Here is a 24,795-nt window from a genome sequence, read left to right as displayed (position 1 = left end):
TAGGATCGAATAATAAACCCGCTCTTGGCCGCACGTGCTGAAAGCGTGCTATCTAACGATCACAGCCTATCAAGCGGAGCGAAACATGCTGAAGACGGACACCCGCCAGGCCAACTGGCGACGGGCCAATCCCGGCAAATACGAAGCCCATCTCGCGGTTCAGCGAGCCCTAAAGGCAGGCGAGATTGATAGGCAAACTTGTGAAGTTTGCGGTGTCGAAGCCGTCGACGCCCATCACGATCAATACGAGGAGCCGTTGACGGTCCGATGGTTGTGCCGCCGCCATCACACCCGGCTCCATCACTACGGTGAAGACATGTTTCCAGTCAGGGAGTGCCGTTGAACGAATACCCGAGACATCTGTCTTTCGCTCGAAATGGCGTGGGTCAGCGGGAGGCGAGATGGATCTGCTCGCGGATCCATTGCTGTCCCTGATGCGCGTGAGTGCGCTCGTGCCAAATGAGCTCCACTTGAAACCGCTCCGAAAGCCAAGGGACGTCTATCCACGCGACTTCAGCTAAACGGTCGCGCATCAGGCGGCGCGGCACCAGTGCAACGAGCTCGCTGCTGGCGACAATGCTCGGAACAACAAGGAATGAGGCAGCGGACGCGACAATGGCGCGGGAGTGACCGAGGGCCTCCAGGGTGGCGTCGACGGGGGTCGTAAATCCGCCTCCAGAAGGCGAGACTATCACCTGTTCAAGCGCGGCAAACCCCGCTGCGGTCGCCCCTTCATTGATACGTGGGTGGCCGGGACGGCCGATAAGGATATAGCTCTCCTCAAACAGGTGCCAGGTCCTCAGGTAAGCTTTCCCGGTGTCTGGCGTGGCGATGGCCAGGTCGACATCGCCATCCGCCAGTTGCTGCGTTAACTTTGCCGGGGCCAAGCGGTGCACCGCAACCCGTATTTTGGGCGCCTTGTCGCGCAGCGCCACGATCAGAGGCGCCACCACCACAGCCTCGACGTAGTCGGTGCAGGCGATCGAGATGGTTAGCTCGGCTGTCGCGGGGGAAAAGCTGTCATGGCCCTGGAGGGTTCCGCGGAGCTGATCCAGGGAAGCTCTGAGCGGTCTGATCAGCTCCAGGGCCTTGGCGGTCGGCACCATGCCACGATGCGCCGGCACGAGCAGGGGATCCTTGAACAGGTCGCGAAGGCGGTTCAGTTGGGCGCTGAGCGCCGGCTGGCTCATATGTAGCCGGGCTGCGGCCCTTGTGACGTTGCGCTCGACAAGCAGAGCTTCGAGACTGACGAGTAGGTTGAGGTCGATACGCTTCATATCCATGGCATGGATACTAGCGCATAAATCAATCGATTTCACATATGGTCTACAGGGTGCGATTTAATCTCCAGGGAGTGCCGTGCTGCGCTGCTCCAGAAAAGTGATGGAGATACACATGTCGATCGATCAAAAGCCTACCATTGTCGTCGCAGGCAGCCTGAGCAAGCAGGGCCGGAGCGTGACGGAGTCGTTGTTGGGGAGTGGACGGTATCACGTTCGTGCGCTGACAAGTCGTCCAGACTCGCCTGCGGCCCTCAAGCTGGCCGAGCAGGGCGCTGAGCTCATCGCCGTGCCGCTTGCGATCAACCACAGGAGCGATTTTGTGAAAGCGTTTCGGGGAGCGCAGGGCGCCTTCCTGATGACTCCAGTCGTCGCCCCGCCGAAAACCTACGAGTTCGATATCGGTAGGGATCTCGCAGATGTCGCGGTCGAGGCAGGTGTCGAGCACATCGTCTTCAGCACCCTGGAAAACGTCGATGAGATCACCGGAGGTTCGAAGTTCGCGCCGCATTTCACGGACAAGGCGCGCGTCGGGACTTATATCCAGGGTCTTCCTGTTCGCAGCTCATTCGTCGAGCTCGCGTTCTTCTACACGAACCTTCTCGAATATTATACGCCGCGTAAGGAGGGCGACACGCTCGTCTTTCCGATCTATCTGCCGGAGCATTTCCGAGCACCCTTCGTCGATCCGCTGACGGCGACAGGGCCAGCCGTTCTGGAAATCTTCGACCATCCCGACATCTATGCCGGGCAAACGCTACCGATCATCGGGGACGTTCTATCACCGGCCGAGATGATCGAGACCTTCAAGCGCGTCACGGGCCGGAAGGCTGTGTATGCATCAGCCTACACCCCTGATGAGCTGGTTCGTCATTTTCCGGAGTTCGGGGAAAATCCCGAGCTCGTTCGAGAAAACATCGGCATGGCGGAATACGCGGTCGAATACGGATATTTCCGGAAAGACCGGGATCTCTCGTGGAGCAGGCGGATCAATCCCTCCAGTCTCACCTGGGAGCAGTTCCTGATCAAGACCGGTTGGGACGGCGAAAAAAGGGCGTTCGGTCTCAGCTAGTGAACCTCGGTCGCTCGCCGCTCGTTTACTCGCACGTCGAGCGCCGGAACCATTATCGGCAAGAGGGATTTCGAACACAGATCCATCTGAAAATCCCGAAAAACGTACTCGATGTTCACAGGCTTCGAGCTCACAACCATCCAAACATCACGCGGTCAGATCCGGCTGAGGAAGGGAAGGGAGGGAGGGGCCGCCCGTCCTTCTCCTCCACGGTTATCCGCGGACACACATGCCATGGCGGCAGGTGGCAGATCGGCTGGCTCCGTCGCTCACCGTAATCTGCCCGGACCTACCGGGCTTCGGGCAGTCATATACCTTCGGCCTTCGTCGAAGCCACTGTGAACGCCGTCATCAGCAAGCGTTTCTTGCGGCCCTTCGGCAATGGAGCGCCGGCTCGGCCGGGAATTGCGGGGGCCGCAGCGGGCCTAGCGTAAGCCGGGATAGCGGCGACGTTCTATGCCGCAAATTGCAACGACGACAGCCCGCTCTTCGTCCTCCTCTGGTATCCGATCGCCATATCCGTTGCTACAGGAATTGGCGCTCTGGCCGGCCATAAACTACCGCGGTGGTAGATCTTTGAATTGGTGGCATCACAGTGTTCTGCCCCCTATCCGGCGCGGCCTCGTTTCACTGATTGCCATTCGAGACACGTTCTCCCATAGCTTGGAACATCCAGCCAACTCCGAAGTAAACAACCATAGAGGTCTAAATGACGCCCGAGGAATTCCGACAACGAGGTCACGAAATCATCGACTGGCTCGCGGACTATCATGCGAAGATATCCGACTACCCGGTCCAACCTGCGACACGGCCGGGCGACGTGAAAGCGATGCTTCCGGCCGTCCCGCCGGTGGAAGCTGAGGGTTTCGATCAGATCATCGCCGATCTCGATTCGGTCGTTCTTCCGAATATCTCGCATTGGCAGCACCCGCGCTTTTTCGGCTACTTTCCCTCAAACTCGCTTGGCTCAGGTATCCTGGGCGACCTGGTGAGCGGCGGACTGGGGGTGCTGGGTCTGTCCTGGCAGTCATCGCCCGCTGTAACGGAGATTGAGGAGGTCACGTTAGACTGGTTCCGGCAAATGGTTGGCCTGTCTTCCGCCTGGTTCGGCGTTATCAACGACACGGCATCGACAAGCACCTTGGTCGCCCTGCTGTGTGCCCGGGAGAAAACAACGGGGTTTTCGCTTGCTCGCCAAGGCCTGCAAGCGGAACTTAAGCCATTGACGATCTACACATCGACAAGCGCTCACTCGTCGGTGGAAAAAGCGGCGCTGCTGGCAGGCTTCGGTCGTGAGAATGTCCGCATGGTCGATGTCGACGTCAATTTTGCAATGCATCCAGCGGCGCTCCAGGATGCCATCGATGCGGATATCCGCTCCGGATTCACCCCTTGTGCGATCGTCGCGGCCGTGGGCGGGACCGCTACCGTGTCCATTGATCCGGTATCCAAGATCGCCGACATAGCGCGCAGACACGGTCTGTGGCTCCACATCGACGCTGCCATGGCCGGAAATGCGATGATCCTGCCGGAGCTGCGATGGATGTGGGAAGGCATCGAAGAGGCAGACAGCGTAGTCATCAACGCGCACAAATGGCTCGGCGTGCCTTTTGACTGCTCGCTCTATTTCGTGCGTGATGAGCCTCACCTGCTTCGGGTTATGTCTGCTGATCCAAGCTTCCTCCAATCCCAGGCCGACGAGAAGGTGCGCAATCTGCGCAACACCGGTATTCCCCTCGGGCGAAGATTCAGGGCGTTGAAACTGTGGTTCGCCATACGGGAGCAGGGGGTCTCCGGGCTACAAGCCAGGTTGCGGCGAGACATCGGCCTGGCCCAAGATCTCCGCTCGAAAGTCGAAGCAACACCGGATTGGGAGGTCGTCGCACCCGTCGTTCTGCAAACCGTATGTCTTGTGTATCGTCCGAAGTCTGTGCCGTCCCATCGTCTCGATGATTTCACGCGCGCATGGGCGAATGCGGTGAATGCGTCGGGCCAAGCCTATGTCACCCCCGCCATCGCGGCCGGGCATTGGATGGTTCGTGTATCGGTCGGCACGATATCGACGGATGCACACGATACCGAGGCGGTCTGGGGCGCGATGCAAAAAGCGGCAGCCGCGCTCGTTCCGGAATTTTCGTGAAGGGCCGACGAGGCTCGCCATGGCCGTTGTCTACCGGACGAGCGACGTTCGATGGGCTGATTGAAATTACCATATGATCGCGAAGCTGCGGAGGTGCGTCCGTCTCCTCCGTCTGTCTCCCTGAAGTGGAGAGCATGAGGAATTGTGTGGCAATCAGGCCGCTGCGGAATTGTTGCTGGGTTCGTGATTGTCGTTTGCCATGCCTGGATACCAATTCTCGAAGCAGATCGGTGGACGCCCTTTCCATCGAACCGCATCCCAGCTTAAGCGGAGAACATCATGATTTCACCCTACACGATCAACATCCCTGACGAACGGCTCGCCACGATCAGAGCCAAGGTCGAGGCTTATGACTGGAGCCAGCTGCCGGATGCGGGAGGCTGGTCGGCGGGGGTCAGGGTTGATGACCTCAAGCGGCTCGCCGCTTATTGGCGGGACAGCTACGACTGGCGTGCGGTCGAACGGCGGCTCAACGCACTCCCCAACTTCACGGCCGACGTGGAAGGCGAGCACCTCCACTTCGTTCATGTGAAGGGCGACGGCTCCAAGCCGCCCATCCTGCTTCTCCACGGCTGGCCGGGCTCGTATCTCGAATTCGAGCGGCTCTTGGAGCCGCTCGCCGCGGACGGGCACGATGTTGTCGTCCCCTCGCTTCCTGGCTTCGCGTTCTCCTACCCGATCACGGGCCCGATCGGCCCGCGGCGGGCTGCTGCGCTCGTGCATGGGCTGATGATCCAACTGTTCGGCGACGCGCGGTATTTCATTCAAGGGGGCGATTGGGGCCACGCCCTCGCGGTCTGGGCAGCGCATGATCGACCGGACGCTCTGCTCGGCATCCATATCAACATGATGACCGTGCATGCGGAGGATGCCGCTCCGACGACCGACGAGGAGAAGTCCTTCGCCGCCAAGCGGGCCGCGATTGCCGATCGGGAGAGCGCCTACTTTCACGAGCAAGCAACCCGTCCGCAAACGCTCGGCGTCGCGATGGCCGACAGCCCGGTCGGAGCGGCGGGCTGGATACTCGAAAAGTTCGGCAAGTGGGCCGATCTTCCGACAACCGCCGATGGCGACCCCGACATCTGGAGCAAGTTTTCCGAGGAGGAACTCCTCACTAACATCATGCTCTACATCGCGCCCGCATCGTTCGTGACTGCAACCTGGATCTACTACGGCAGCCGGCTTGAGGAGTCGCGGATGCTTCCGGCCGGCACCCGCATCCAGGTGCCGACCGGCGTTGCGGCCTTTCCCGATCCGGTGTTCTTGCCGCCGCCGCGCTCGTTCGCGGAGAAGACCTACAATATCGTGCATTGGACCGACATGCCGCGGGGCGGGCATTTCGCCGCGCTGGAAGAGCCGGAACTGATGCTGGCCGACCTGCGCGCCTTTATCGCGACGGTGTCGGCAGCGCGCTCCTAAAGGTGGAGATCTCCGTTTCCGAAGCGGGGGGCGGGCGCTGTCGGCGCAGGGCTTCAATGCCCTGCGTCGTCAAGACCGCATCGGCGCAGGCCAGCTGTGAAGGGCGATCGACCGTCTTGGCCTGCTACCAATCTACAGCGCCAAGACCTGCGTTAACTAACCCGTAACGCCATCTATACGCCGCGACGGCAGGCGTGGCGCATGCGACAGGTTATGGTGGAACTGTGGCGCTGCAAAGGGCTCTTGGTCGAGTTCTTACTCGCATTCGTCCTGTAGAAAGCAAACTCTCTTGAATACCGCTTTTTGGCGCAATCGCGACCTATAACGCAATCGCCGCCATGTCCGCTTTCGGGAAATCGCAACGCCGGCCTTCGCGACCGAGATGAGGCGCGAAGCCGTCGTTCGCGTCTGGAAAACGTACGTCGGCTTCGGGTCAGACTTTCCGTTCCCACCGGTCTTTGCAGCACTGACCCAGATTCGTCACGGAAAATATCGCGGGGTCTCCGAATGTGGGGAAAGGCGGCAGCACTCTCGCGCTGCCATAATCAAGCAAGCCAATCTCATGAGCCGATAGATCCTATCCCCCCGAAATGGGCAGCCTTCGGTCACCGCGTCATCGTCGAGCAGAGTTCCATGGCATTTTTTCCACAGGAGGGTGCGTCGAAATTGGTCCGATCTCTTGTGCTTCCGTAGTGCTTCCGCGCAAAAAACGCGAGGGCACTTGCGAAAATCATGATCGGGTAACTATTTGATATTTATGTTGAAACTGGCGCACCCGACAGGATTCGAACCTGTGACCTCTGCCTTCGGAGGGCAGCGCTCTATCCAGCTGAGCTACGGGTGCTTCCCGGCGGGCCGGAAAACGAACCAGCCGGTGAACCGGCAAGTCACGGCTTCTTAGCGGAAGCCGGCGCGGGCTTCAACGGGCAATTGGCGATTGTGCGCGCGCGGCCGGCCCTTCGCAGGCTCCGTGCCCTTATGGGGCGTTCAGCCCCTTCAAAAGGTTCACTGGACCTTTTGATCCGCCCAACGGCGGACCGGGTCTTCACCGTTCGGGATTCGAAAAGCCAAGCAATTGGCTTTTCGTCCGCTTCGCGGATCACGCCTCACTCCCCCGCCTTCACCACCCGCCTGCCGCGCACCGCCCGCTTCACCTTCTTCGTACCGGCAAGCTCGTTCATCGCGTCGAGCTGCATCTGCTGCATCTCGGCCAGGCGCGTCCATTGGCGGGAGATGAGGTAGTCGAGTTTTTCGTGCAGATGGCGCACTTCGAGCTCGGCCTTGAGGTTGACGCGGTATTCATTGAAGGAGCGCAGGCGGTCTTTCACCTCCTGGCGCTTCTGGCTCATCATGATGACCGGCGCCTGGATGGCGGCGATGCAGGAGAGCAAGAGGTTGAGCAGGATGAAGGGATAGGGGTCGAAGGCGCCGCCGATGCCCTCGAACAGATTGACGCCGATCCAGACCAAGAGCACGGCGGCAAACGAGATCAGGAACCACCAGCTGCCGCCGAAGGCGGCCATGTTGTCGGAAACGCGGTCGGGGAAGGTGCGGTGCTCCTCGAACTCTTCTTCCGAGTTTTCGGAAATCGTGTCCTGCCGGGCGATCGATTCCACCACCTGGCGGTCGAGTTCGGAAAATTCGCCGTGCTCCTGCTGCAGCAGCTCCTCCATGTAGCGCATGCGGTAGCGGCCAAGCTCCTCGCGGCTGATGCGGGCGCCCCTGGGCAGGTCCGGATGGTCGGAGCGGATGCGGTCGGCCAGGCTCGGGCGCAGCGTGTCGATGCGCACCAGGTCGCGCTTGTGGAATTTGCGGCCCGAGATCGCCGACGGCTTCTTTTTCGCCTTTATGCGCGACGCACCCAGGCCGGTCGGTTCGGAATCCGGCACTTCGGGCGTGTCGAAATGCTCTTCCGAGCCCTCGTGCAGGTCTTCCGGCGTGATCGGCGCCTCGAAATATTCGCCGCCGCTGTCGTTCTCGGTGTCCGCCGCCTGCTGCTCGGGTGCCTTGGGAACGGTGCTCATGGTGCGGGCTCCTGCTGTGGCGCTGCTGTATCTGAGGATACGCCGAGGCGACGGGGCATATCCACTGTCGGATTGCGCTGCCTATGCCATGGCTTCCAGACGATTGCGTGACAATCGGATAACAATAGCCGGCTGCGGGTTTTTTGACTGTTGGGGGTTGGGCGAGGTGTCCTCCAACGTCGTCATCCGCGGGCGGAGCGAGGGGCGGCAGCGGCGTCGCGAAGACCCGAGGATGACGAAGTGAGGGGGAGGCTGCGCTCTTGTTATTGCTGTTCGGCGAACATCAGCCTGGTCTTGCTGTCGGCCGTGGTCGGCGACAGGCTGCGCTGGATCAGCGCCTCGACATGGTCGTTGCGCTGGCGGGCTGAGTCGGCGCCCATCACCACCACGATCAGCTGGCGGCCATCGGCATTGTAGGAGGTGACGATGTTGAAGCCGGAGGCCCTGATGTAACCGGTCTTGATGCCGTCGACGCCGCGCACGCGGCCGAGCATGTCGTTGTGGCCGCGCACCAGCCTGCCGCGGAACATGAAATCGCTTTCGGAGAAATAGTGGAAATGCTGGGGGAAGCGCTGGCGCAGCGCCATGCCGAGCACCGCCATGTCGCGGGCTGTCGTCATCTGGCCGTCGTCGGGCAGGCCGGACGCGTTGCGGAAGGTGGTGCTGGTCATGCCGAGCGCGCGCGCCTTTGATGTCATCATGGCGGCGAACTGGTCCTCCGTCCCGCCGAGATATTCGCCGACCGCCACCGCTACGTCATTGGCGGATTTGACGACGATGGCGCGGATGGCGGAATCGACGTCGATCGTTTCGCCGCGCCGGAAGCGCATCTTGGTCGGCGGCTGCGAGGCGGCGTGGTCGGAGACGGGGATCTGCGTTTGCTTGGTCACGCGGCCGGACTCCATCGCCTCGAACAGGAGGTAGAGCGTCATCATCTTGGTCAGCGAGGCCGGATAGCGCTGCGCCGTCGAGTTGACCTCGAACATCTGCTTGCCGGTCCTGACGTCGACGACGATGGCGGCATATTTCTGCGGCGGTGCAGGCACGGCCAGCACCTGGTCCGGCGGGGTCGTGGTCGAGCAGCCGGCGACCATCAGCAACAGGCCAAGGGCGATGAAAACTCTCTGGAGGAGCGGGAAGGGACGCAATTTGGACAAGGGCGGGTTGGACAAGGGCGGGACTGTTCTGGCGATGCTGTTGCTGAGATAAGGCGAAGCTAACGTAACGCGCTGGATGCGTCCATTTGGTTAATGGCTGTTAGTCCCAGGATTGTCGAGCCCGACCCTCTTCCTCGCCCTCGCCTCTGGCGGGGGAGAGGTGGCCCCGAACCCGCCCGGGCGGGGGTTGTGGGGGCGGCCATGGGGCCGGAGAGGGGGAATTCGTAGGGCATGGCCTTGCAACAGATCGCTAACCGGCGAGGTCGGCGCAGCCCCCTCTCCGTCTCGGTTTCGCCGAGCCACCTCTTCCCCACTCCCGTGGGGCGAGGAACTTGAGCCCTTTATCCGCCGCGAAAACGCCTGTTTCTGTGTCTTTCCTTGCCAGAGCCGCGTTTCCTGTGGGAAGGGGCGTGGCATTGGCTGGCTTTGGGGGGGTGGCATGACGAACATCGGGGCCGGGGGCGCAGCGCCCTCGCTTATCAAGGCATCGCTCAGCCGCACCGGCAAATGGGCCGGCAGCGTCGCTTTCATCAGCGGCGCCGTTGGCGACGTGCTCAATCCGCTGGCGCCGTTCGCCGCCTATATCGCGCTGGTCGCGGCCATCGCGGCGGCCATCATCGCCATTGCCATCGTGCTCAAGCTGGTGCTGGCGGCCAAGGCGCTGCCGGCGCTGTTGTTCGCCACCAGCGCGGCAGCGGTTGCCGGCGGCGTCTATGCGGTGCAGCAGGAGACCAATTCGCAGAACGGGGTCATCGCCGGCCTGGTGCCGGCGATCGCGCAATTGCAGCAGTCGATGGGCATCGTCTCCGAAAAGGTGGCCAGGATCGAGCAGACGGTGACGCAGACGCAAAAGTCCGTCGAAGAGGTCAAGAAATCGACCGACACGGTTGCCCGGAAGACCGACCAGATCGCGTCCACCCAGCAGCAGCAGACGCAGCAGGGCGCGCAGACGCAGAAGACCGTCGAGGCGGTCAAGCAGACCACCGACACGCTCGTCGCCGGCCAGCAACAGCAGCAGGTCCAGGCCGAAAAGCTGCAGGCGACCACCGAGCAGATCGCCGCCTCGATCGACACCATAGCCAAGGGGTTTGCCCAGTTGGCGGCGCAGGGCGGGGCGATCGCCGAGCCGAAGCGGCCGGACGAGTTCTACCACAATGCCCGCGTCTATGAATTGTCGGGGGACATGCTCAACGCCCGGCGCTCCTACCTCGCCTTTGCCGGCTTCGATGTCGACGCCATCGACCCCTATACGCGCTTTGCGACGCTGCTTCGGGTGCAGGACGGCAAGGCGGGCGCCCGCGAAGTGTTCGGGCAGCTGGCCGACAAGGGCAAGGCGCTGTCGATCAAGCTGGTGCATATTTTGCAGTTCGAGGACGCGCAGCGGCTGGACAAGCTCAACGCCTTCGTCACGGCCAATCCCGACTATGCGCCGGCCTATTTCCTCAAGGCGCAGGAGTTTTCGGAAGACCGCCTCGGCAGCCAGACGCTGACCGACAAGCGTAGCGAGGCCCAGGCGCTGACCAAGTTCGTGTCCTACGAGAAGGATGGCGGGCTGCTCAAATATTTCGTCGACCAGACGCAGCTCGCCGACTGGCTGGAGCGCAGCCGCAGCCGGCTGGCAGCACTTGGCAACGTGCTCGACCCCGCGCGCTTCGCGCCTTCGCTGACGCCGATGCGCTCCAACCAGGGCTGGTCGATGACCATTTCGCTGCCCGAACCGGCGACCGCGATTTCCTGGCGTCTCGGCGACAGCGGCCCGTTCACCGACACCGGCTTCCTGGCGATGAAGGACCAGAGCACCGGCAAGCCGATGGCCAATCCGAGCTTCGAATTGCCCGACAGCACGGCGGCGACCACGATCGGCATAAAATATCTCGACATCAGGGGCCGCGAGACCGGTCCGTTCGACATACGCTTCGATCCGGATGCCGCCCTGCAGCAAGGCGACAAGCAGATCCTCGACCAGTTCTGGACGTCGTGGATCGCTTTCGACTCCGGCGGCAATCACGGGCTGGTCTATTTCACCCAGATGCTGTCCTACCGCTGCGCCATCAAGGAGGTGCATTACAGCCTGAACGGTGCCGCGCTTGACAATTCGCTCGAGATACCGCCTTGCGACAAGAAGGACCCCTACGCCATCCCCTACGACGCCAAGGGCTATTTCAAGGTCGCCGACAGCGTGAAATCGATGTCGGTGCAGGTCACCTACACCGACGGGACGAAATCGCCGGTGCGGGAATACAAGCGGCAGTAGCTCTGCTTACCCTCCCCCTTGTGGGGGTCCGAAGGACGGGCGAGACTCGTGACTCGCCCCGGCACGTCGATCCGCATAGCGGATCGGGATGGGGGAGGCCGGCCCCACCCCACCCCGTCGAACGATCTTCGCTTCGCTTCGACCGCTCGCCGACCCTCCCCACGAGAGGGAGAGTGAGGCGAGCTGATGCGAAATGCCCTGGTGGCCGATGCAGCCACGGTGGCGCAACAACCAGTTTCTATGGAAATGGCCGACACCCCGGGTCCCGCGTACGTCAGCCGGGCCTGGCAGATGGCGCTTGTTAAAACCAGAGTTCGCCGCATGCTGCGCGGATATCGGCGAGTTCGCCGGTCAAAATCCAGTTGGGCACATCAACGACGCGACCACGGTCGCCAGAGAAGAAAGGTGGAAACGATATGCCGCGCCCAAGCCAGGCCTCCAGCATTCGCACTCAGTGTCGCATCTCAGCTAATGTACGGAGACGACGACATAACGTCCGCCGGAGGGCTGATAATAGGCGGCGCCGCAGTGCCATAGCAGGATGCCATTGACCGAGGTCTTCGCACAGGCCGCAGGCAGCTTCGTCACGTAGACAGTTGAACGGCGGATCACTCGGCGTGTGGTACGTCTGGCGACCCCGGCGGCGCTGCCAGGCGTGAGCGGATGCCCCACTCTTGCTTGAGCGTAGCCGACGAAGGGGGAGAACGGCGCAACCGGATCGAGCAGGCCGACAAACATTATTGCGGCAACCCCGGCAGCGCTGGTTAGCTTCAAGACAATTTTTTTCATTGTTGATCCTCCCAAGAGGGAGGGAAACTACCTTTCGAGTGCACCCGCCGCTATCCGAATTGCGCAACTCCGATAAAACTGATTATCGGTCCCGTGATGGCACAGCACTATTCGATCGGCGCAGGCTGGCAATCCGTTGCATCGGCCGACTTCAGGCGCGGCCACGATATTCCCGCACGAAGGAATGTTTCCTTGGGGGATTCACCAAACAGTTGCCGATAGCTCGTCGCGAAACGTCCAAGGTGGGTAATCCCAACATCCATCGCAACCTTCGTGACATTCAGGCCATTGGCACGTGCAGTCGTCAGTTGCCGTCTGGCTTCGTTTAGGCGGAGAGTGCGTATGAATTCCAATGGACTTGCCGCGAATGTCGCACGAAATGCGTACTCCAGTTGACGACGACTCACGCCGACTTCCCTGCACAACCGAACGATCGGTAGGTCTTCTCGAATGTGGACGCGGATGAAATCCTCAGCCGTCCAGGCTTGGCGGAGATATCGACGTGGAGAATGATCGATCGCGAGTGCACGACCATCTGCAATAGCCCGAGCCCCACCCAGCGCTCCCAAATATTCCAGGAATGCATCGGGGGGCTGCTCCAGTTGAATTGAATCGCCAGCGGCTGCCACGAGATTGTTCGCAGTCGCCTCCACCTGGTTCCGGAGAATTCGTGCTTGGTTGATTGAGAGCCTGACGGCCTTCGGATGATCGGCGACCTGGGCCGCGAACATTCCCACGGCAAGCGCCTGAATTTCAGCCCAGAGGGCGGTCGGAATCACGGAGGCCGCATAACTAAGACCGGGCTGGATAGTTGCGGTTATCATCGTGCCAGCGGGGATTGTGACGACCATGCCGTCCTCAAGTGGAATGCGGCAGATTGTCGATCCGCAGGCGCGCTCCACGGCCAATACGACCACTGAGTCGCTATCCAGTCCGCCATCGGCATGTACGGTGCAATTGAAGTTGGCCAGGTCAAGCGCCCACTTGCCATGAGATTGAATTTGTCGGATGCGTGAGGGTGCCCCGCCGGCCGAAAGCTGGTCAATTTTCACCAGCATTCCCGAGGCTGCGCTTCCAAGTTGGTCCGGGCCAAGCTGCACATCCCTGTGCGAAGGCGATGAAGGCCACGAGGTCAAGAACCTGATCCTTTGCTCAAAGCGGATAGCAACGCAGTTATATTAGGGATAGCTTATGCTTAAATTGCGCCAAATCAATCGGCGCGAAAAACGTTGCCGATGCGAAACTGAGAGGCAGAATTCCGCGGCTACTGGGCACAGATCGCGACATACGCGATGGCCATGGCAAGCCTAGACTAGACTAGAGATGGGCAGGGACATCGATCTGCTGTCGATCTGGAATAATCAGGGCTTACCAGCGCACTTGCAGCAAAGGTTGGGAGAAACGTGCAAGCGCGTGGATGAGATCATCCGCGTCAGTGCAGGCAAGCAGAATACAAGCCAGTGGTGTAAGCGCGTCGCTTGCTGGGAGGCAGTCCGAGCTACATCGCACATCAGGGAGCCTGCATGAAAACGGCCAATGCCTCGCCCCTAAACTACGGCTTTCTCGCTAGCGACCAAGTGCAGACCGGTAGCCTGCCGCCCGAACTCATCGCCAGCCTGGAGGCATTGCCCGTCAATCATGCCGCTTGCTTCTACCTGTCCGAGCCGCACAGATCATACCGCTCGACGAGCTCGTAGCATCGCGAGCCACGAAGGCGTGGCGAACGCGAACGTGTTCATGAGGCAGGCTGCGGCTGGTGAGATACCCCGGCGAGCTCCCTTAATCTTGCGATTGAAGCTCTCGGCGCAACCGCCTATGCGGAAAGCATGAGGGCATGGTCTGCGCCGATCTGAACGTGGTCGAGCAGGCCTTCGGCGCCGAGATCGACTATGGTGCGATGTTGATCAAGCGGTGCGGCGAACCGGAAGCGCCATAGCCCTACAGCCCGGCCGTCTGCCCTGGCGCGGCGCATCGCAAACCGCGGCTTTAGCCTGGGGGATTAGATGTTAGTGGCTTTGGGACGGCCTGAATGCCGTTTTCCTGAAATGCCTGCTGCACGGCGATCAAAACGGCACGGCGGATCATGAAGTTTCTGCCCGCTTTCGCCTTGAATTTAGCCCGGATGACCAGCGTGCCGTCCTCAACCTCGGCAATTCCCTGGCTTTTGAACGGCTCGAGCAGATCTGCAGCAAGTTCCGGGTTGGCCGAAATATCCTGGCCGATCTTCTTGAAAATCTTGCGAACTTTGTCGACATCGGTGTTGAATGCAACGCGAAAGGTCAGTTTCTCGATCATCCAGTCGCGGCTGAAATTCTGAATCTTGCCAATCGAGCCATAGGGGATTGTCGCCAAGGCGCCGCGCTGATGGCGCAGGGAAACCGACCTGACCGAGATTTTTTCCACGGTTCCTTTCGCGCCTGACGTTTCGATATATTCGCCGAAGCGGAATGCATCGTCGATCAGGAAGAACAGCCCGGAGACCAGGTCCTTCACCAGCGTCTGCGAGCCGAAGCCGATGGCCAGCCCGAACACACTCATGCCGGCGATCAGCGGCCAGACATTGATCCCGATCGTCACCAGGATCGAGAGCAGCGCCAAGGCCAGAATGCTCGATTTGCCGACCGCGTTGAGCAGCGGCACCAGCGTGCCCAGCCGTGAACGCGGCGCACCCTGCACCTCCTCGTCACCCCCTACGGCGGGCAACTCCGCGCGCAAGGCACGAGCCGTCCCTACTCCCACTACATTCCAAAGAAACGCCGCCCCCAACATGATCAGCGCCACCCCGGATGCGCCCTTGGCGACCTCTCGGAGATCTATGCCGAACCCGGCAGCCAGCGGTGTCGCCCATAGCGTTCCCAGCATGGCAACAATTATAGCCACGACGGTGAAGCGGGCGGTCTGTCGCCCTGCCGCTGCCAGGATCGAGATGTCAGGTGACTCCAAGCCGCGCTGCGCCCAGTTCCCGATCATTGCGTCGACATGCGGCGCGGCGAGAAACATCAACGCGGTCAGCAGAACGGCCGACCCACGAAGCGATGCTCCCAGGGTCACCGCGGCCTGAGTGCTGAGAAAGGTGATTATCAGGAACGCGATCACGATTGCCGGCCACATTTTGGCGAGACGGGTGCGCCAGCGGCTTCTGGGCCGCGGACCGGCGACGGCGACTGCCATTGTGCGTCTGTGCCGCCATACCGCCCATGCAAACAGAAGGTAGATCGGAATTCCCACGCCTGTTCGCAGCAGATCCCCCAAGGCCGGCCCGACGCTCAAGAGCCGCAACGTCGCGACCAGCGTAACGGCGATGATCGCCAGGCCAATGGCAAGCGAGAGGTCGCGCACGAGCGCTGCCAGATGGACGGAGCGCTCTGCGAACTCGGTTCGCCGCGATGCCATCAAGAGTGATCTGACGGCGGCGAGGATGATTAAGCCGAGCACGGTCGCCACAGTCCAAAGGCGAAGGGTTTGCAAAGGCACGCCAGAACCGCCCAGCAGCCGCGCCGCGATGAAACCGACCACCAGAGCCACCACGGTAGCCGTCGCACCCGCAAAGTATCTGCGCCATCCACTCCTTGTGGCGCTCGTCTTCTTGAACCGCCGGGCAAGCAGGATGAACACCCCCGCGACGAGCGCAACAAGCAACACAATCTCGAACAACAGCACAAGCAAAGGCGTCCCCCCGGCCGCGAGCGAAGCCTTCAGGTTTTCAAGTTCGACGGGGACGTCGGCCAAAGCGGCAAGCCGCGCGAACAGTCCGGAAACGAAACGCTCGGTGAGCTGTTCGAACCCCCAAATCAAGGAAGGAACGTCTGTTTCCGCCATCGTGTCCACGAGTTCTCCCCCTTCAGCGCCTCGCCCGTAGTAACCGACAAGTCCTGCGCTTCGGTTCTCCAGTACGGATCATTCGGTAGTCGCATCGCCCTTCAGGATCGTTTCCAGTTCGTCGGGCCGGGGTTTGCCCGCTTTCCCCTCGACCGTCGTAACGGTCCCACTGACCGTCGCTGCCGCGGCGTTGCCAACAGTGTCGACCGTGCCGGCAACCATCAGACCCAGCTTGTCACCAAGGCCTACTCGCGAGTCGGTCATGATTTGACCGGAACCCAATTGTGCGCCCAACAACTGAACGATTTCCGGGCTTTCGGCAAACTTGCTGTGGTTCAAGCGATCGTCGGTCTTCACGTCGGTCAAATCGAGGACGGTTATTCCGGCTGCCTCCAGCTTCGATTTGTACGGCTCCTTTGACGGATCAGCCTGCCCAACCCGATCGACATTGCCTGCAATCAGACGCGAGACCGCAAGCGCCCGATCATCCCGTGAAACTGTGATCGTGAATTTCGGTTTTTTCGGTCCAAGTTCGGTCCACTGGCGACCAAAGACATCCACATCGAGGTCGGGAGATGCAAGGATGACGTTCCTGATCTTGGGCGAAACCTGCCCGTCCTCCAATGCCATCTGCCTCAGCGATTCCATGGCAAGCCATGTTCCCATCGAGTGAGCCATGAGGGTGATGTCCGTCACGCTGCGGTCGTCCGCCAAGGCCTTCAACGTTCGCTCGAACGCAGTCCGTGAGAAATTGGTGCTTTCCTTGTCGTAGTTGTAGCCGAGCACGCTGGCGCGCGAAGGCCAGGTGAAAAGAATAGGCGCGACCCTTGCTCGCGAGTCATGCACAAACTGCGCGAAGCGAAAAACCGAATCTTCGTAGCGGTTGTTGAAGCCATGTACGAATACGAGAACATGGCCGTTCGAATTGTGAGAATGTAGCCATTTGTGAGCCTCGGGAATCGACAGGTTCTTCACGGCAACAACAGCGAAGTCCCTTTCGGGATTCGGTGGCAGCGTTTTTGGCCATTCGACCGTGCCGGGCGCCCGCTTCGGCGGAATTGAAATGGTCAGATCGGTCATGGAAAGCGTCGGGCTGCGCTCGCCTGTAAACAGGGTCGCTGGGTCGCCGGAAGGCTTGCGGCTGGTTGCGACCAGCATCGTTACATCCGATGCCGCCGACGATACCAGATTCGCGGGGATTGGCGCCAGAACGCCTTCTGGTCCTGCTCCGCACGCCGTCAGCGTGAGAAACAGAGCTGATATACCCCATACGGACTGCCTACCCACCCATTTAGACTGTGCCATTGCCCTTCTTTGCCCTTGCGGGTTATGCCAGCCGAGCTTCCGCACTCTTCCCTCACACCGGACGCACGATGCAGCGGAAGCCGAGGTGGCAAGTGGACGTGTCTATCGCCTGCGCCATGCGCGCGGCGGGACGATAACGCCGGCAGTAGTTGGGCGCGCAGAGGAAGGACCCGCCCTTGGTGACCTTGCGCGGAATCCTGATGTCAGGCGTCAGCGGATCGTAGCTCGCGTCGCGCTCGCCGCCGCGCGGATCTGTCATCGTGCAACAAGGGCTTTCGATGCGGCGATGCTCCTGGTACCAGTCCGTGGTCCACTGCCAGACGTTGCCTGCCATATCGTAGAGCCCATAGCTGTTTGCAGGAAACGAGCCGACCGGAGCGGTCCACTCGTAGCCATCCTCGCAGTCGTTGCGGAATGGGAAGTCGCCCTGATACGTGTTGGCCATATGCCGGCCGCCGGGGGTCAATTCGTCGCCCCATACGAACTCTGCGCCGTCCAATCCTCCACGTGCCGCGAACTCCCATTCCGCCTCGGTCGGGAGCGCCTTTCCCGCCCAGTTCGCATAGGCTTCGGCATCCTCAAACGCGAGGTGGACTACCGGGTGGTTGTTGAGACCTTTGATAGAACTCGCAGGCCCACGTGGATGGCGCCAATTGGCACCCTTCACATAGGCCCACCACCGGTAATGGTCGCTTCGGTTGGTGCCAGGCTGCGGTCGAACGAATATCGCCGATGCGGGAGCGAGCAACTCCGCCGGCGCGCCGGGATACTCGGCTGCGTTGGCAGGACGCTCAGCCAGCGTCACGTACCCTGTCGCCGCGACGAATTTCGCAAAATCATCGTTCGTGACAGTCGTCACATCCGCCCAGAAACCATCGACCACGACGCGGTGGGTTGGAGCCTCTTCCGGATAATGGTGATCTGATCCCATCAGGAATTCGCCACCAGGGATTCGCACCATGTTTGGAAATGGCGGGCTGTGCCTAGGAACGGAACGAACATGCTCCAGATCCTCCGTAGACGGCACAGCCATCCCTGCATCACTCATGACTATAGTTCCATAGAAGCGAACTTTGATCCGGGCCGAACTAGTCTCCGAGTTGATTGAACATCGAGGATGGATCCGCTGCAATTGGCGGTGCACCGAAGGTCAGCTTGATCGCCTCCCCGATCAGCATCGGCGGTGCCATTTGCTTGGCGATATCCACGATCTTCGCCTTCATTTTTTTGACGCTGTCCGGCTTCTTGTCGGCCAGGTTAGTAGTTTCGGACTTGTCGGCGGCTAGGTCGAACAGTTCGACGCGCTCCAACACGCCGGCCGACCATACAAGCTTCACATCGCCCTCACGGATTGCGCCGCCTGTCGGGTCGACATTGTAGACCATGTCGCTGCGGGGCGAGGGTTTGCCTTCGCTGATCGTCCCCCAGACATCCATGCCGTCGAGCGGCTTGTTCTTGGTTGGCTTCGCTCCGGCAAGCCCAGCAAGGGTCGGATAAATGTCCGAGACATGTATCAGGCCGTTCACGTCACCGGCCTTCACCTTGCCCGGCCAGTTCGCCAGAGCGCAGACACGGGTGCCACCCTCATAGAGCGTGCCCTTGCCGCTGCGATATGGCCCATTGTCGGCCGGAAGGCTGTTTCCGACCTTCGATTCGCCCGCAAACATTGCATCCCGCACGCCGCCATTGTCGCTCTGGAAGATGATGATTGTATTGTCGCGCATCTTCTTCTTCTCGAGCGCGGCAACAACCCGGCCGATCTCGTCGTCCATGACGGAGACCATGGCGGAATAGAGCCGCCGTTGCTCATCGGCGACATGAGCATATTTTTTGATGTACTCTTCGGGTGCCTGGTAGGGCGAATGCGGTGCGGTGAATGCCAGATACAGGAATAGTGGCGCCTTGCCGTCATGTTTTTCGATTACCTTGGCGGCTTCCGTGCCGAACAGGGTATTATCGAAGCCAGGCTCCTTCAGCGGCTTGTTGTTGCGGTACCAGTCCATCACGCCATGAGAAGCGTGCTTGAAATGATCGATTTCGCCGACCAGGGCGCCGTAGAACGAATCGAATCCGCGCTGGCGCGGCCAGTATTCAGTCTTTGCGTGACCAAGATGCCACTTGCCCACCATCGCGGTCTTGTATCCTGCGTCCTTGAGCATCTGGGGCAGGAGATACTCGTCGGTGGCAAGGCCGTAACTGCCACCTGACGGGATAACGCCCATCTGCAGCCCGTAGCGCAGTGGATAGCGGCCAGTCATCAGCGCCGCGCGGGTGGGCGTGCACATCGGCTGGGTATAGAATTGTTCCAGCCGCGCGCCTTCGGCGGCGAGCTTGTCGATGTTGGGCGTCTTGATATCCGAGCCGTGGAAGCCCACGTCCTTCCAGCCCTGATCGTCGGAGATGATGTAGACGATGTTGGGGGCCGCCGGCTGTGCCTCTGCCTGCTGAACGCCGGCGAGGCCAGCGAGCGCGCCCGAAAGGCCGATTGGTGCAACCAAGCGGGAAACGGCTACCGCCGTGCCGGCCATCAATGCGTCCCGGCGCGTGATTTTGTTGCTTGTACCGGCTTCCGCCGGAAAGTCTCGATCGCTGCTCATCTTAGCCCTCCCTTTTTTGTTGGCGCTAGCCAACTTTGGCTTAGGCCAACTGAAAATATGAGCCCTTCCTGCGCTCAGTGCCCAGCCACCCAAAGCGGCATGGCAACCGTTAGAAAAACCGAATCGCCCTCGAGACGATTTTTGGCGTCGAACTCGTGGAAATATTTGATCCGGGTCGAAACCGGCAGCTTGCCAACCTGAAAATTATAGCCCGCGGTGGCTCCGATCGCCGCCACCTCGCCTCTAAACCCGCCAAGCACCGGGGGGACTCCGGATCCGGTGTCGTCGGTCAACTGATTGTAATAGTAGCCAACCAAACCGACGTCGAAAGCTTTGCTGAAGTGTTGGTCGATTGTTCCCTCGAAGTGGAAGTCCGTGCCGTTCTTGTAGTGGGTCGCCGTATCCTCGCCATTGAAAGTGATGCCGGTTGCCGCCGAGAGTTCAAGGCCGGTGGCGGAGTTCAGCCACGTGCCCGATGCGTAAATGTCGGCGGCCCAGTGGTTGAACGACAGATTGGCGATGTCGCCCTCGTGGTATTCACCCACCGGGACGTTCACGCTCACTCCGGTCTGCCAGTGAAAATCGCCACTGTGCCAGCCGATGAAGCTTCCAAGCACGGGATCGCCCAGGGTCGTGATGCTGTCTGACACCGAAAACGGGCTCGGGAGAATTCTGCCCGTTATATCGGGTCCGCCGATCGGTACGGTCGCAGTGAATGCCAGATTGCCGCCCATGACCTGCCATGGAGAAACCCAAAGGGCGGTCGAGAGATTGATAAGGGCCTTCGCATGGACGTCCGCCACGAGCTTTCCGCCGAGGTCGAGATCGACGCTTGCATTGCCGGAATAGATATAAAAGTCGTTCTGGAAGTAGACGCCTGGCGGCGGGGTGAAGCCCGCCATGGGGCCGCGCGAGCCAAGGAGGTAGAAGCTTGCGCCACCTTCCGCCGCGTGAACGCCCGGAACCATTGCCAGGTTGGCGAGCGCCGTCACGGCAACCCCCAGCAAACCCTTGGCGCCGCACCTCATCGTAGCCTCGGCGAAGGTACTGGATACGCCGAGCACACTTTTCCGGAATACGTCTTGTCTATTCATAGTCCCCGCCAGCCGTGAGTCGGCAATGTTGCGCCAATTGATTTCGCGCAGTTTCTTCATAAACTATATCTAATGTTACTGGCCCGCTATCCACTTTGCGCAAAGGAGCCATGTTTTGACAAAATGGCCGTCATTGCCTTCGTACAGAGACGTAGAGCTTGGCCCGGACGAGCCTGAAGGCGTAATCATCTGGTTGACTGCAGGCGCCTTCGGAAGCGACCAAACCAATCCGCCACGGTGGTCTCGCCCAGCACGACCACCTCGGAACTGGCCGACCGCCCGCGGAGGGGTAAAGGCTTATCGTGCCATCACGATCAATCCGGGATGCGGTGGGCCATGCACCCCCAGTCTCCTCGGTCAGGTCCGAATGGACAACCTCCCGAAAGCTCACACCTATTTCAGCGTTACCAGCACGCGTGCGGCTGACTGCAGGTCTGCTGTTTCCAATCCTTTCCCAAATCGCGCGAAGGTGTACCGGCCGATCACGTTCTGGATCGGCTGAACAAGGCCGGAAGAAACGAAGCAGGTAGCGGAAAACTGGACAGTCCTCAAAGTTCGGCTGCGCTCGCCATCAATGCTTTTGGCTGGCTTGTCGAACGGCCGGGATTGCTGCCGCCGTTCCCAGGGATTGAGGCGGGCTGGCCACCAGACTTGGTGGAAGTGGCCGGCATCACGCTTGCGCAAGCCGCTCCGAAAGGCTTCTGTTTGCGCCTTCAGATTCGGGTGAGAGCGTTATGGATACGATCACGATCAAGGCCAGGGGTATTTCGGTTTCGCTCGACCTCACCGTCGGCCACATCGCCGACATGACCGTCGAGAGCGGCGGGCGCCGGCTGAAGCCGCTGCACCGCGCGCCCTGGGTCGACGCAGGCGAGACGCTGCCGAAGGACCTGCCGCAAGGCACGGTCCGGCTGTCCGGCGACTTCCTCTGCGCGCCGTTTTCGCGCAGCGATGTCGAGGAAGCGCCGCTGCATGGTTGGACGGCCAACAGTGCCTGGGATGTCACCGAGAGCAGTGCCACGGAGAGCGGCTGGCGAGCGGTCTTCCGGCTGCGGCACAAGGTGATGGGAGCCAGCGTCGACAAGATTCTTACGCTCATCGACGGCCATCCGTTCCTCTATCAGGAACATGTGTTTTCCGGCGGCTCCGGCGCGATTTCCGTCGCCCATCACCCGATGACGGTGATGAAAGGCGGCGGCAGCCTGGCCTTTTCGCCGAAGCGCTTTGCCGCGACATTGGCCGATCCGCTGGAGCCCGATCCCGCGCGCGGCCGCTTCATGCTGGCCTATCCGGCGCGTTCGGCCGACCTCGGCCAGTTTCCCGCCGCCGCCGGCGGCACGCTCGACCTGACGCAATACCGCATGGAGGACCGGCGCGAGGATTTCATCACTTTGGTCGAGGCCGACCATGGCGGTCCGGGCTGGACGGCGCTGGCACGCCAGGCCGAGGACGATCTGGTGCTGGTGCTGAAGAACCCCGCGGAGCTGCCCGTTACCATGCTGTGGCTGAGCAATGGCGGGCGCGACTACGCGCCGTGGAGCGGCCGGCATCTCGGGGTGCTCGGCATAGAGGACGGCCGCTCGGCGATAGGCCATGCCGCCTCGATCGGCGACAATTGGCTGAAGCGCGAAGGCGTGGCGACCGCCTTTGCGCTCGGCGAAGGCCGCGGCTTTTCGTTCCGCCATGTCATCGGCGCCCTGTCCCCGTCCGGCGGCACCCCGCCGCGAGAGATCACCACGGCCGACGGCCGGATGCGGCTCGCGGCGGGCGGATCGACCAGGGAAGTGGCATTCGACAGCGCGTTCCTGCGCATCGGCCAGCCCGCGGCCGCCTGAGGCGGGGTTTGCGCGAGCGCGGGGTTTGAAATTTCCGCCGACTGCCGCCAAAATGCAGCGTAATGTTTTGCCGATCATCCAGGCAAAGTGAGGCTCCCATGTCCGAAATCGCCCACCTCGCCGCCACCATCTTCAAGCGCGCCGGCAAGGCAAAGCGCTTCATCGTCGCCATCGCCGGACCGCCAGGCTCCGGCAAATCCACGCTGTCGGCCGGCCTGCATGACCTTTTGCCGGAAGGGGCGGTGGAGGTCGTACCGATGGACGGATTCCACTATGACGACATCGTGCTCAACGCGCGCGGCCTGCGGGCGCGCAAAGGCGCACCGGAGACCTTCGACTTCGCCGGCTTCGAGACCCTGCTGAAGCGCATCCGGGCCGGTGAACCCGACATCGCCGTTCCGGTCTTCGACCGCAGCATGGAATTGTCGCGCGCCGCCGCGGCGATCGTCGGCACCGAGACCAAGTTCATCCTGGTCGAAGGCAATTACCTGCTGCTCGACGAGGAGCCATGGTCACGGCTGGCGCCGCTGTTCGATTTCTCGATCTTCGTCGACGTGCCGCGCAATGAGCTCGAGCGCCGCCTGATGGAGCGCTGGCACGGCCATGGCCGTTCGGACGAAGAGGCGCGCGCCTGGATCGCCTCCAACGATCTGCCCAACATCGAACGCGTGCTGGCCCGGCGCCGGGCCGCCGACCTGATCATTGGTTAACACGCTTAATTTTCCGTATTTTGGGGCGGGAACCTTAAGAGTTTCGCGCCGTTATGCCTCAGAACCCGTTTGTCCGGCGTAAGGGATTTTCCAATGGCAACCAAGGCAAAAAAACCAGCCAAGACGAGGCCCGCGAAGGCAACTCAAGCGAAAGCCGGTGCTGGTCCGGCGATTGCTGAACGCTCGAAAGACGGCAAGGCTGCTTTCGGCAAGGCCGCGCCCCGAAAGGTCGTACCGGCCGCCAAGACCGCCAGCCCGCGCAAATCGGCGCCGACCAAAGCCGGTGCCGTTCGAACGGCAGCGAATGTCGCCGCAGGCGCCGTGGTCGCAACCGCGCGCGGCGCCGTCTCGCTGGCGGCCTCCGTTATCGGCAAGGGCGGCTCGAAGGCCAAGGCGAAATAGCAGGTTGCTTCGTCCGGCCGAGCATCTTTGGCAAAGGGCCTCGCCTTACGGCGACAGGCCGTTCTAGCCCTTTGCCGGAATGGTCAGGCCCTTCTGGACCGCCGGCCGCGCCAGGCCGCGCTCCAGCCATGCCGCCACATTGGCGAAATCATCGAAACCGACGAGGTCGCGTGCTTCATAGAAGCCGATCAAATTGCGCACCCAGCCGAGCAGCGAGATGTCGGCGATGGTGTAGTCGTTGCCCATGATCCATTTGCTGCCTTTCAGCCTGCCATCGAGCACGCCGAGCAGCCGCCGCGATTCGTCGCGGTAGCGTTCCAGCGGGCGCTTGTCGGCGATCTCGCGGCCGGCGAATTTGTGGAAGAAGCCGACCTGGCCGAACATCGGCCCGACGGAAGCCATCTGGAAGAAGACCCACTGGATCGTCTCGTAGCGCCGCGCTGCGTCCGCCGGGACGAGCAGGCCGGTCTTGTCCGCGAGATAGAGCAGGATGGCGCCGGATTCGAAAAGGCCGATCGGCTTGCCGTCCGGGCCGTTGGGATCGATGATCGCCGGGATCTTGCCATTGGGGTTGAGCGACAGGAATTCCGGCGTCCAGCTTTCGTCCTTGCTGATGTTGATCAGATGCGGCTCATAGGGCAGGCCGAGCTCTTCCAGCGCGATCGATATTTTCACGCCGTTCGGCGTCGTCGCGGAATAGAGCTGGATCTGGTCGGGATGTTTGGCCGGCCAACGGCTGGTGATCGGAAAGGCGGACAGGTCGGCCATCGAAAAACTCCTGAGCGGGGGATTTGCGCCACGGGACGCGTGGTGTTGGCGGGTGGCCAAGAATTAGGCGCGCGGCCGGGCAGGATCAATATGCCGGCGACAGTTTCGCCATGCACGGACAGAAAACCGA

General features: G+C 61.3%; 21 protein-coding genes, 1 tRNA gene and 2 pseudogenes. 11 read left to right on the top strand and 13 right to left on the bottom strand.

What is annotated here, in order from left to right; translation table 11 throughout:
• The first annotated feature begins 85 nt into the window (after window positions 1-85).
• Window positions 86-343, top strand: a complete 258-nt coding sequence (locus FJV83_RS16960) for a hypothetical protein (protein ID WP_095773424.1) — start codon at window positions 86-88, stop codon at window positions 341-343.
• A gap of 43 nt (window positions 344-386) precedes the next feature.
• Here FJV83_RS16960 and FJV83_RS16955 read toward each other — a convergent pair whose 3' ends face one another.
• Complete coding sequence (locus FJV83_RS16955; RefSeq protein ID WP_095773425.1) at window positions 387-1,277, bottom strand: LysR family transcriptional regulator; 891 nt, start codon at window positions 1,275-1,277, stop codon at window positions 387-389.
• Window positions 1,278-1,395: 118 nt separating this feature from the next.
• Here FJV83_RS16955 and FJV83_RS16950 point away from each other — a divergent pair, with 118 nt between their 5' ends.
• The 5 genes and pseudogenes from FJV83_RS16950 to FJV83_RS16930 all read left to right on the top strand — a co-directional run bounded on the left by FJV83_RS16950 (window position 1,396) and on the right by FJV83_RS16930 (window position 5,911).
• Window positions 1,396-2,352 carry an NmrA/HSCARG family protein gene (locus FJV83_RS16950; protein ID WP_142886794.1) on the top strand — a complete coding sequence of 319 codons (957 nt, stop codon included), beginning with the start codon at window positions 1,396-1,398 and terminating at the stop codon, window positions 2,350-2,352.
• Window positions 2,353-2,463: 111 nt separating this feature from the next.
• Window positions 2,464-2,728: pseudogene (locus FJV83_RS36995) on the top strand (alpha/beta fold hydrolase); the annotation flags it as partial.
• Window positions 2,729-2,735: 7 nt separating this feature from the next.
• Window positions 2,736-2,924: pseudogene (locus FJV83_RS36990) on the top strand (NrsF family protein); the annotation flags it as partial.
• 137 nt (window positions 2,925-3,061) lie between these two features.
• Entirely contained in the window at window positions 3,062-4,492 is a 1,431-nt protein-coding gene (locus tag FJV83_RS16935; RefSeq protein ID WP_095773173.1) for a pyridoxal-dependent decarboxylase, read from the top strand.
• Window positions 4,493-4,771: 279 nt separating this feature from the next.
• Window positions 4,772-5,911, top strand: a complete 1,140-nt coding sequence (locus FJV83_RS16930) for an epoxide hydrolase family protein (RefSeq protein WP_142886795.1) — start codon at window positions 4,772-4,774, stop codon at window positions 5,909-5,911.
• 767 nt (window positions 5,912-6,678) lie between these two features.
• Here the strand turns inward: FJV83_RS16930 and FJV83_RS16925 are convergent.
• The 3 genes from FJV83_RS16925 to FJV83_RS16915 all read right to left on the bottom strand — a co-directional run bounded on the left by FJV83_RS16925 (window position 6,679) and on the right by FJV83_RS16915 (window position 9,092).
• Window positions 6,679-6,755: transfer RNA gene (locus FJV83_RS16925), tRNA-Arg, on the bottom strand.
• 262 nt (window positions 6,756-7,017) lie between these two features.
• On the bottom strand, window positions 7,018-7,935 hold the full coding sequence (locus FJV83_RS16920; protein WP_095790212.1) for a DUF1003 domain-containing protein: 918 nt from the start codon (window positions 7,933-7,935) through the stop codon (window positions 7,018-7,020).
• Between the two features lie 263 nt (window positions 7,936-8,198).
• Window positions 8,199-9,092 (bottom strand): D-alanyl-D-alanine carboxypeptidase family protein, encoded by an 894-nt coding sequence (locus FJV83_RS16915; RefSeq protein WP_095773180.1) that lies wholly within the window; start codon window positions 9,090-9,092, stop codon window positions 8,199-8,201.
• 439 nt (window positions 9,093-9,531) lie between these two features.
• On the opposite strand from FJV83_RS16915, the gene FJV83_RS16910 reads away from it, so the two are divergent.
• Window positions 9,532-11,346: a methyl-accepting chemotaxis protein gene (locus tag FJV83_RS16910; RefSeq protein ID WP_142885759.1), complete on the top strand. Its 1,815-nt coding sequence runs from the start codon at window positions 9,532-9,534 to the stop codon at window positions 11,344-11,346.
• A 468-nt stretch (window positions 11,347-11,814) separates the two neighbouring features.
• Here the strand turns inward: FJV83_RS16910 and FJV83_RS16905 are convergent, their stop codons facing one another.
• Window positions 11,815-12,135: a hypothetical protein gene (locus FJV83_RS16905; RefSeq protein WP_095773182.1), complete on the bottom strand. Its 321-nt coding sequence runs from the start codon at window positions 12,133-12,135 to the stop codon at window positions 11,815-11,817.
• A gap of 107 nt (window positions 12,136-12,242) precedes the next feature.
• Window positions 12,243-13,193: an AraC family transcriptional regulator gene (locus tag FJV83_RS16900; protein WP_142885760.1), complete on the bottom strand. Its 951-nt coding sequence runs from the start codon at window positions 13,191-13,193 to the stop codon at window positions 12,243-12,245.
• Window positions 13,194-13,658: 465 nt separating this feature from the next.
• Between FJV83_RS16900 and FJV83_RS36440 the strand changes: the two genes are divergently transcribed.
• Window positions 13,659-13,832: a hypothetical protein gene (locus FJV83_RS36440; RefSeq protein WP_185973365.1), complete on the top strand. Its 174-nt coding sequence runs from the start codon at window positions 13,659-13,661 to the stop codon at window positions 13,830-13,832.
• A gap of 289 nt (window positions 13,833-14,121) precedes the next feature.
• Here the strand turns inward: FJV83_RS36440 and FJV83_RS16895 are convergent, their stop codons facing one another.
• The 6 genes from FJV83_RS16895 to FJV83_RS16870 all read right to left on the bottom strand — a co-directional run bounded on the left by FJV83_RS16895 (window position 14,122) and on the right by FJV83_RS16870 (window position 21,634).
• Window positions 14,122-15,954, bottom strand: coding sequence for a mechanosensitive ion channel domain-containing protein (locus FJV83_RS16895; RefSeq protein WP_142885907.1), 1,833 nt, complete (start codon window positions 15,952-15,954; stop codon window positions 14,122-14,124).
• A gap of 78 nt (window positions 15,955-16,032) precedes the next feature.
• A complete protein-coding gene (locus FJV83_RS16890) occupies window positions 16,033-17,259 on the bottom strand; it encodes an alpha/beta hydrolase (protein ID WP_142878127.1) in 1,227 nt (408 codons plus the stop codon).
• Between the two features lie 52 nt (window positions 17,260-17,311).
• Window positions 17,312-18,220: a formylglycine-generating enzyme family protein gene (locus FJV83_RS16885; RefSeq protein WP_142885908.1), complete on the bottom strand. Its 909-nt coding sequence runs from the start codon at window positions 18,218-18,220 to the stop codon at window positions 17,312-17,314.
• A 127-nt stretch (window positions 18,221-18,347) separates the two neighbouring features.
• Entirely contained in the window at window positions 18,348-19,949 is a 1,602-nt protein-coding gene (locus tag FJV83_RS16880; protein WP_348645162.1) for an arylsulfatase, read from the bottom strand.
• Window positions 19,931-21,010 (bottom strand): transporter, encoded by a 1,080-nt coding sequence (locus tag FJV83_RS16875; protein ID WP_246691875.1) that lies wholly within the window; start codon window positions 21,008-21,010, stop codon window positions 19,931-19,933. Before FJV83_RS16875 ends, FJV83_RS16880 begins: the two co-directional genes overlap by 19 nt.
• Window positions 21,011-21,343: 333 nt before the next feature.
• The gene (locus FJV83_RS16870; RefSeq protein ID WP_142885761.1) at window positions 21,344-21,634 is read right to left on the bottom strand and encodes a hypothetical protein; all 291 of its coding nucleotides are present in this window, start codon (window positions 21,632-21,634) and stop codon (window positions 21,344-21,346) included.
• Between the two features lie 50 nt (window positions 21,635-21,684).
• On the opposite strand from FJV83_RS16870, the gene FJV83_RS16865 reads away from it, so the two are divergent.
• The 3 genes from FJV83_RS16865 (at window position 21,685) to FJV83_RS16855 (ending at window position 23,897) form a co-directional block, all read left to right on the top strand.
• The gene (locus FJV83_RS16865) at window positions 21,685-22,785 is read left to right on the top strand and encodes a hypothetical protein (protein ID WP_142885762.1); all 1,101 of its coding nucleotides are present in this window, start codon (window positions 21,685-21,687) and stop codon (window positions 22,783-22,785) included.
• Between the two features lie 98 nt (window positions 22,786-22,883).
• A complete protein-coding gene (locus FJV83_RS16860) occupies window positions 22,884-23,495 on the top strand; it encodes a nucleoside triphosphate hydrolase (RefSeq protein WP_142885763.1) in 612 nt (203 codons plus the stop codon).
• Between the two features lie 93 nt (window positions 23,496-23,588).
• Entirely contained in the window at window positions 23,589-23,897 is a 309-nt protein-coding gene (locus FJV83_RS16855; protein WP_095773190.1) for a hypothetical protein, read from the top strand.
• A gap of 63 nt (window positions 23,898-23,960) precedes the next feature.
• Here the strand turns inward: FJV83_RS16855 and FJV83_RS16850 are convergent, their stop codons facing one another.
• Window positions 23,961-24,665, bottom strand: coding sequence for a glutathione S-transferase N-terminal domain-containing protein (locus FJV83_RS16850; protein WP_095773191.1), 705 nt, complete (start codon window positions 24,663-24,665; stop codon window positions 23,961-23,963).
• Window positions 24,666-24,795: the final 130 nt, after the last annotated feature.

The organism is Mesorhizobium sp. WSM4307 (genome assembly GCF_007003945.1).
Lineage (GTDB): Bacteria > Pseudomonadota > Alphaproteobacteria > Rhizobiales > Rhizobiaceae > Mesorhizobium.
Note: the sequence above shows the minus strand (reverse complement) of the source record. Positions and strands in the feature narration are given on the sequence as shown.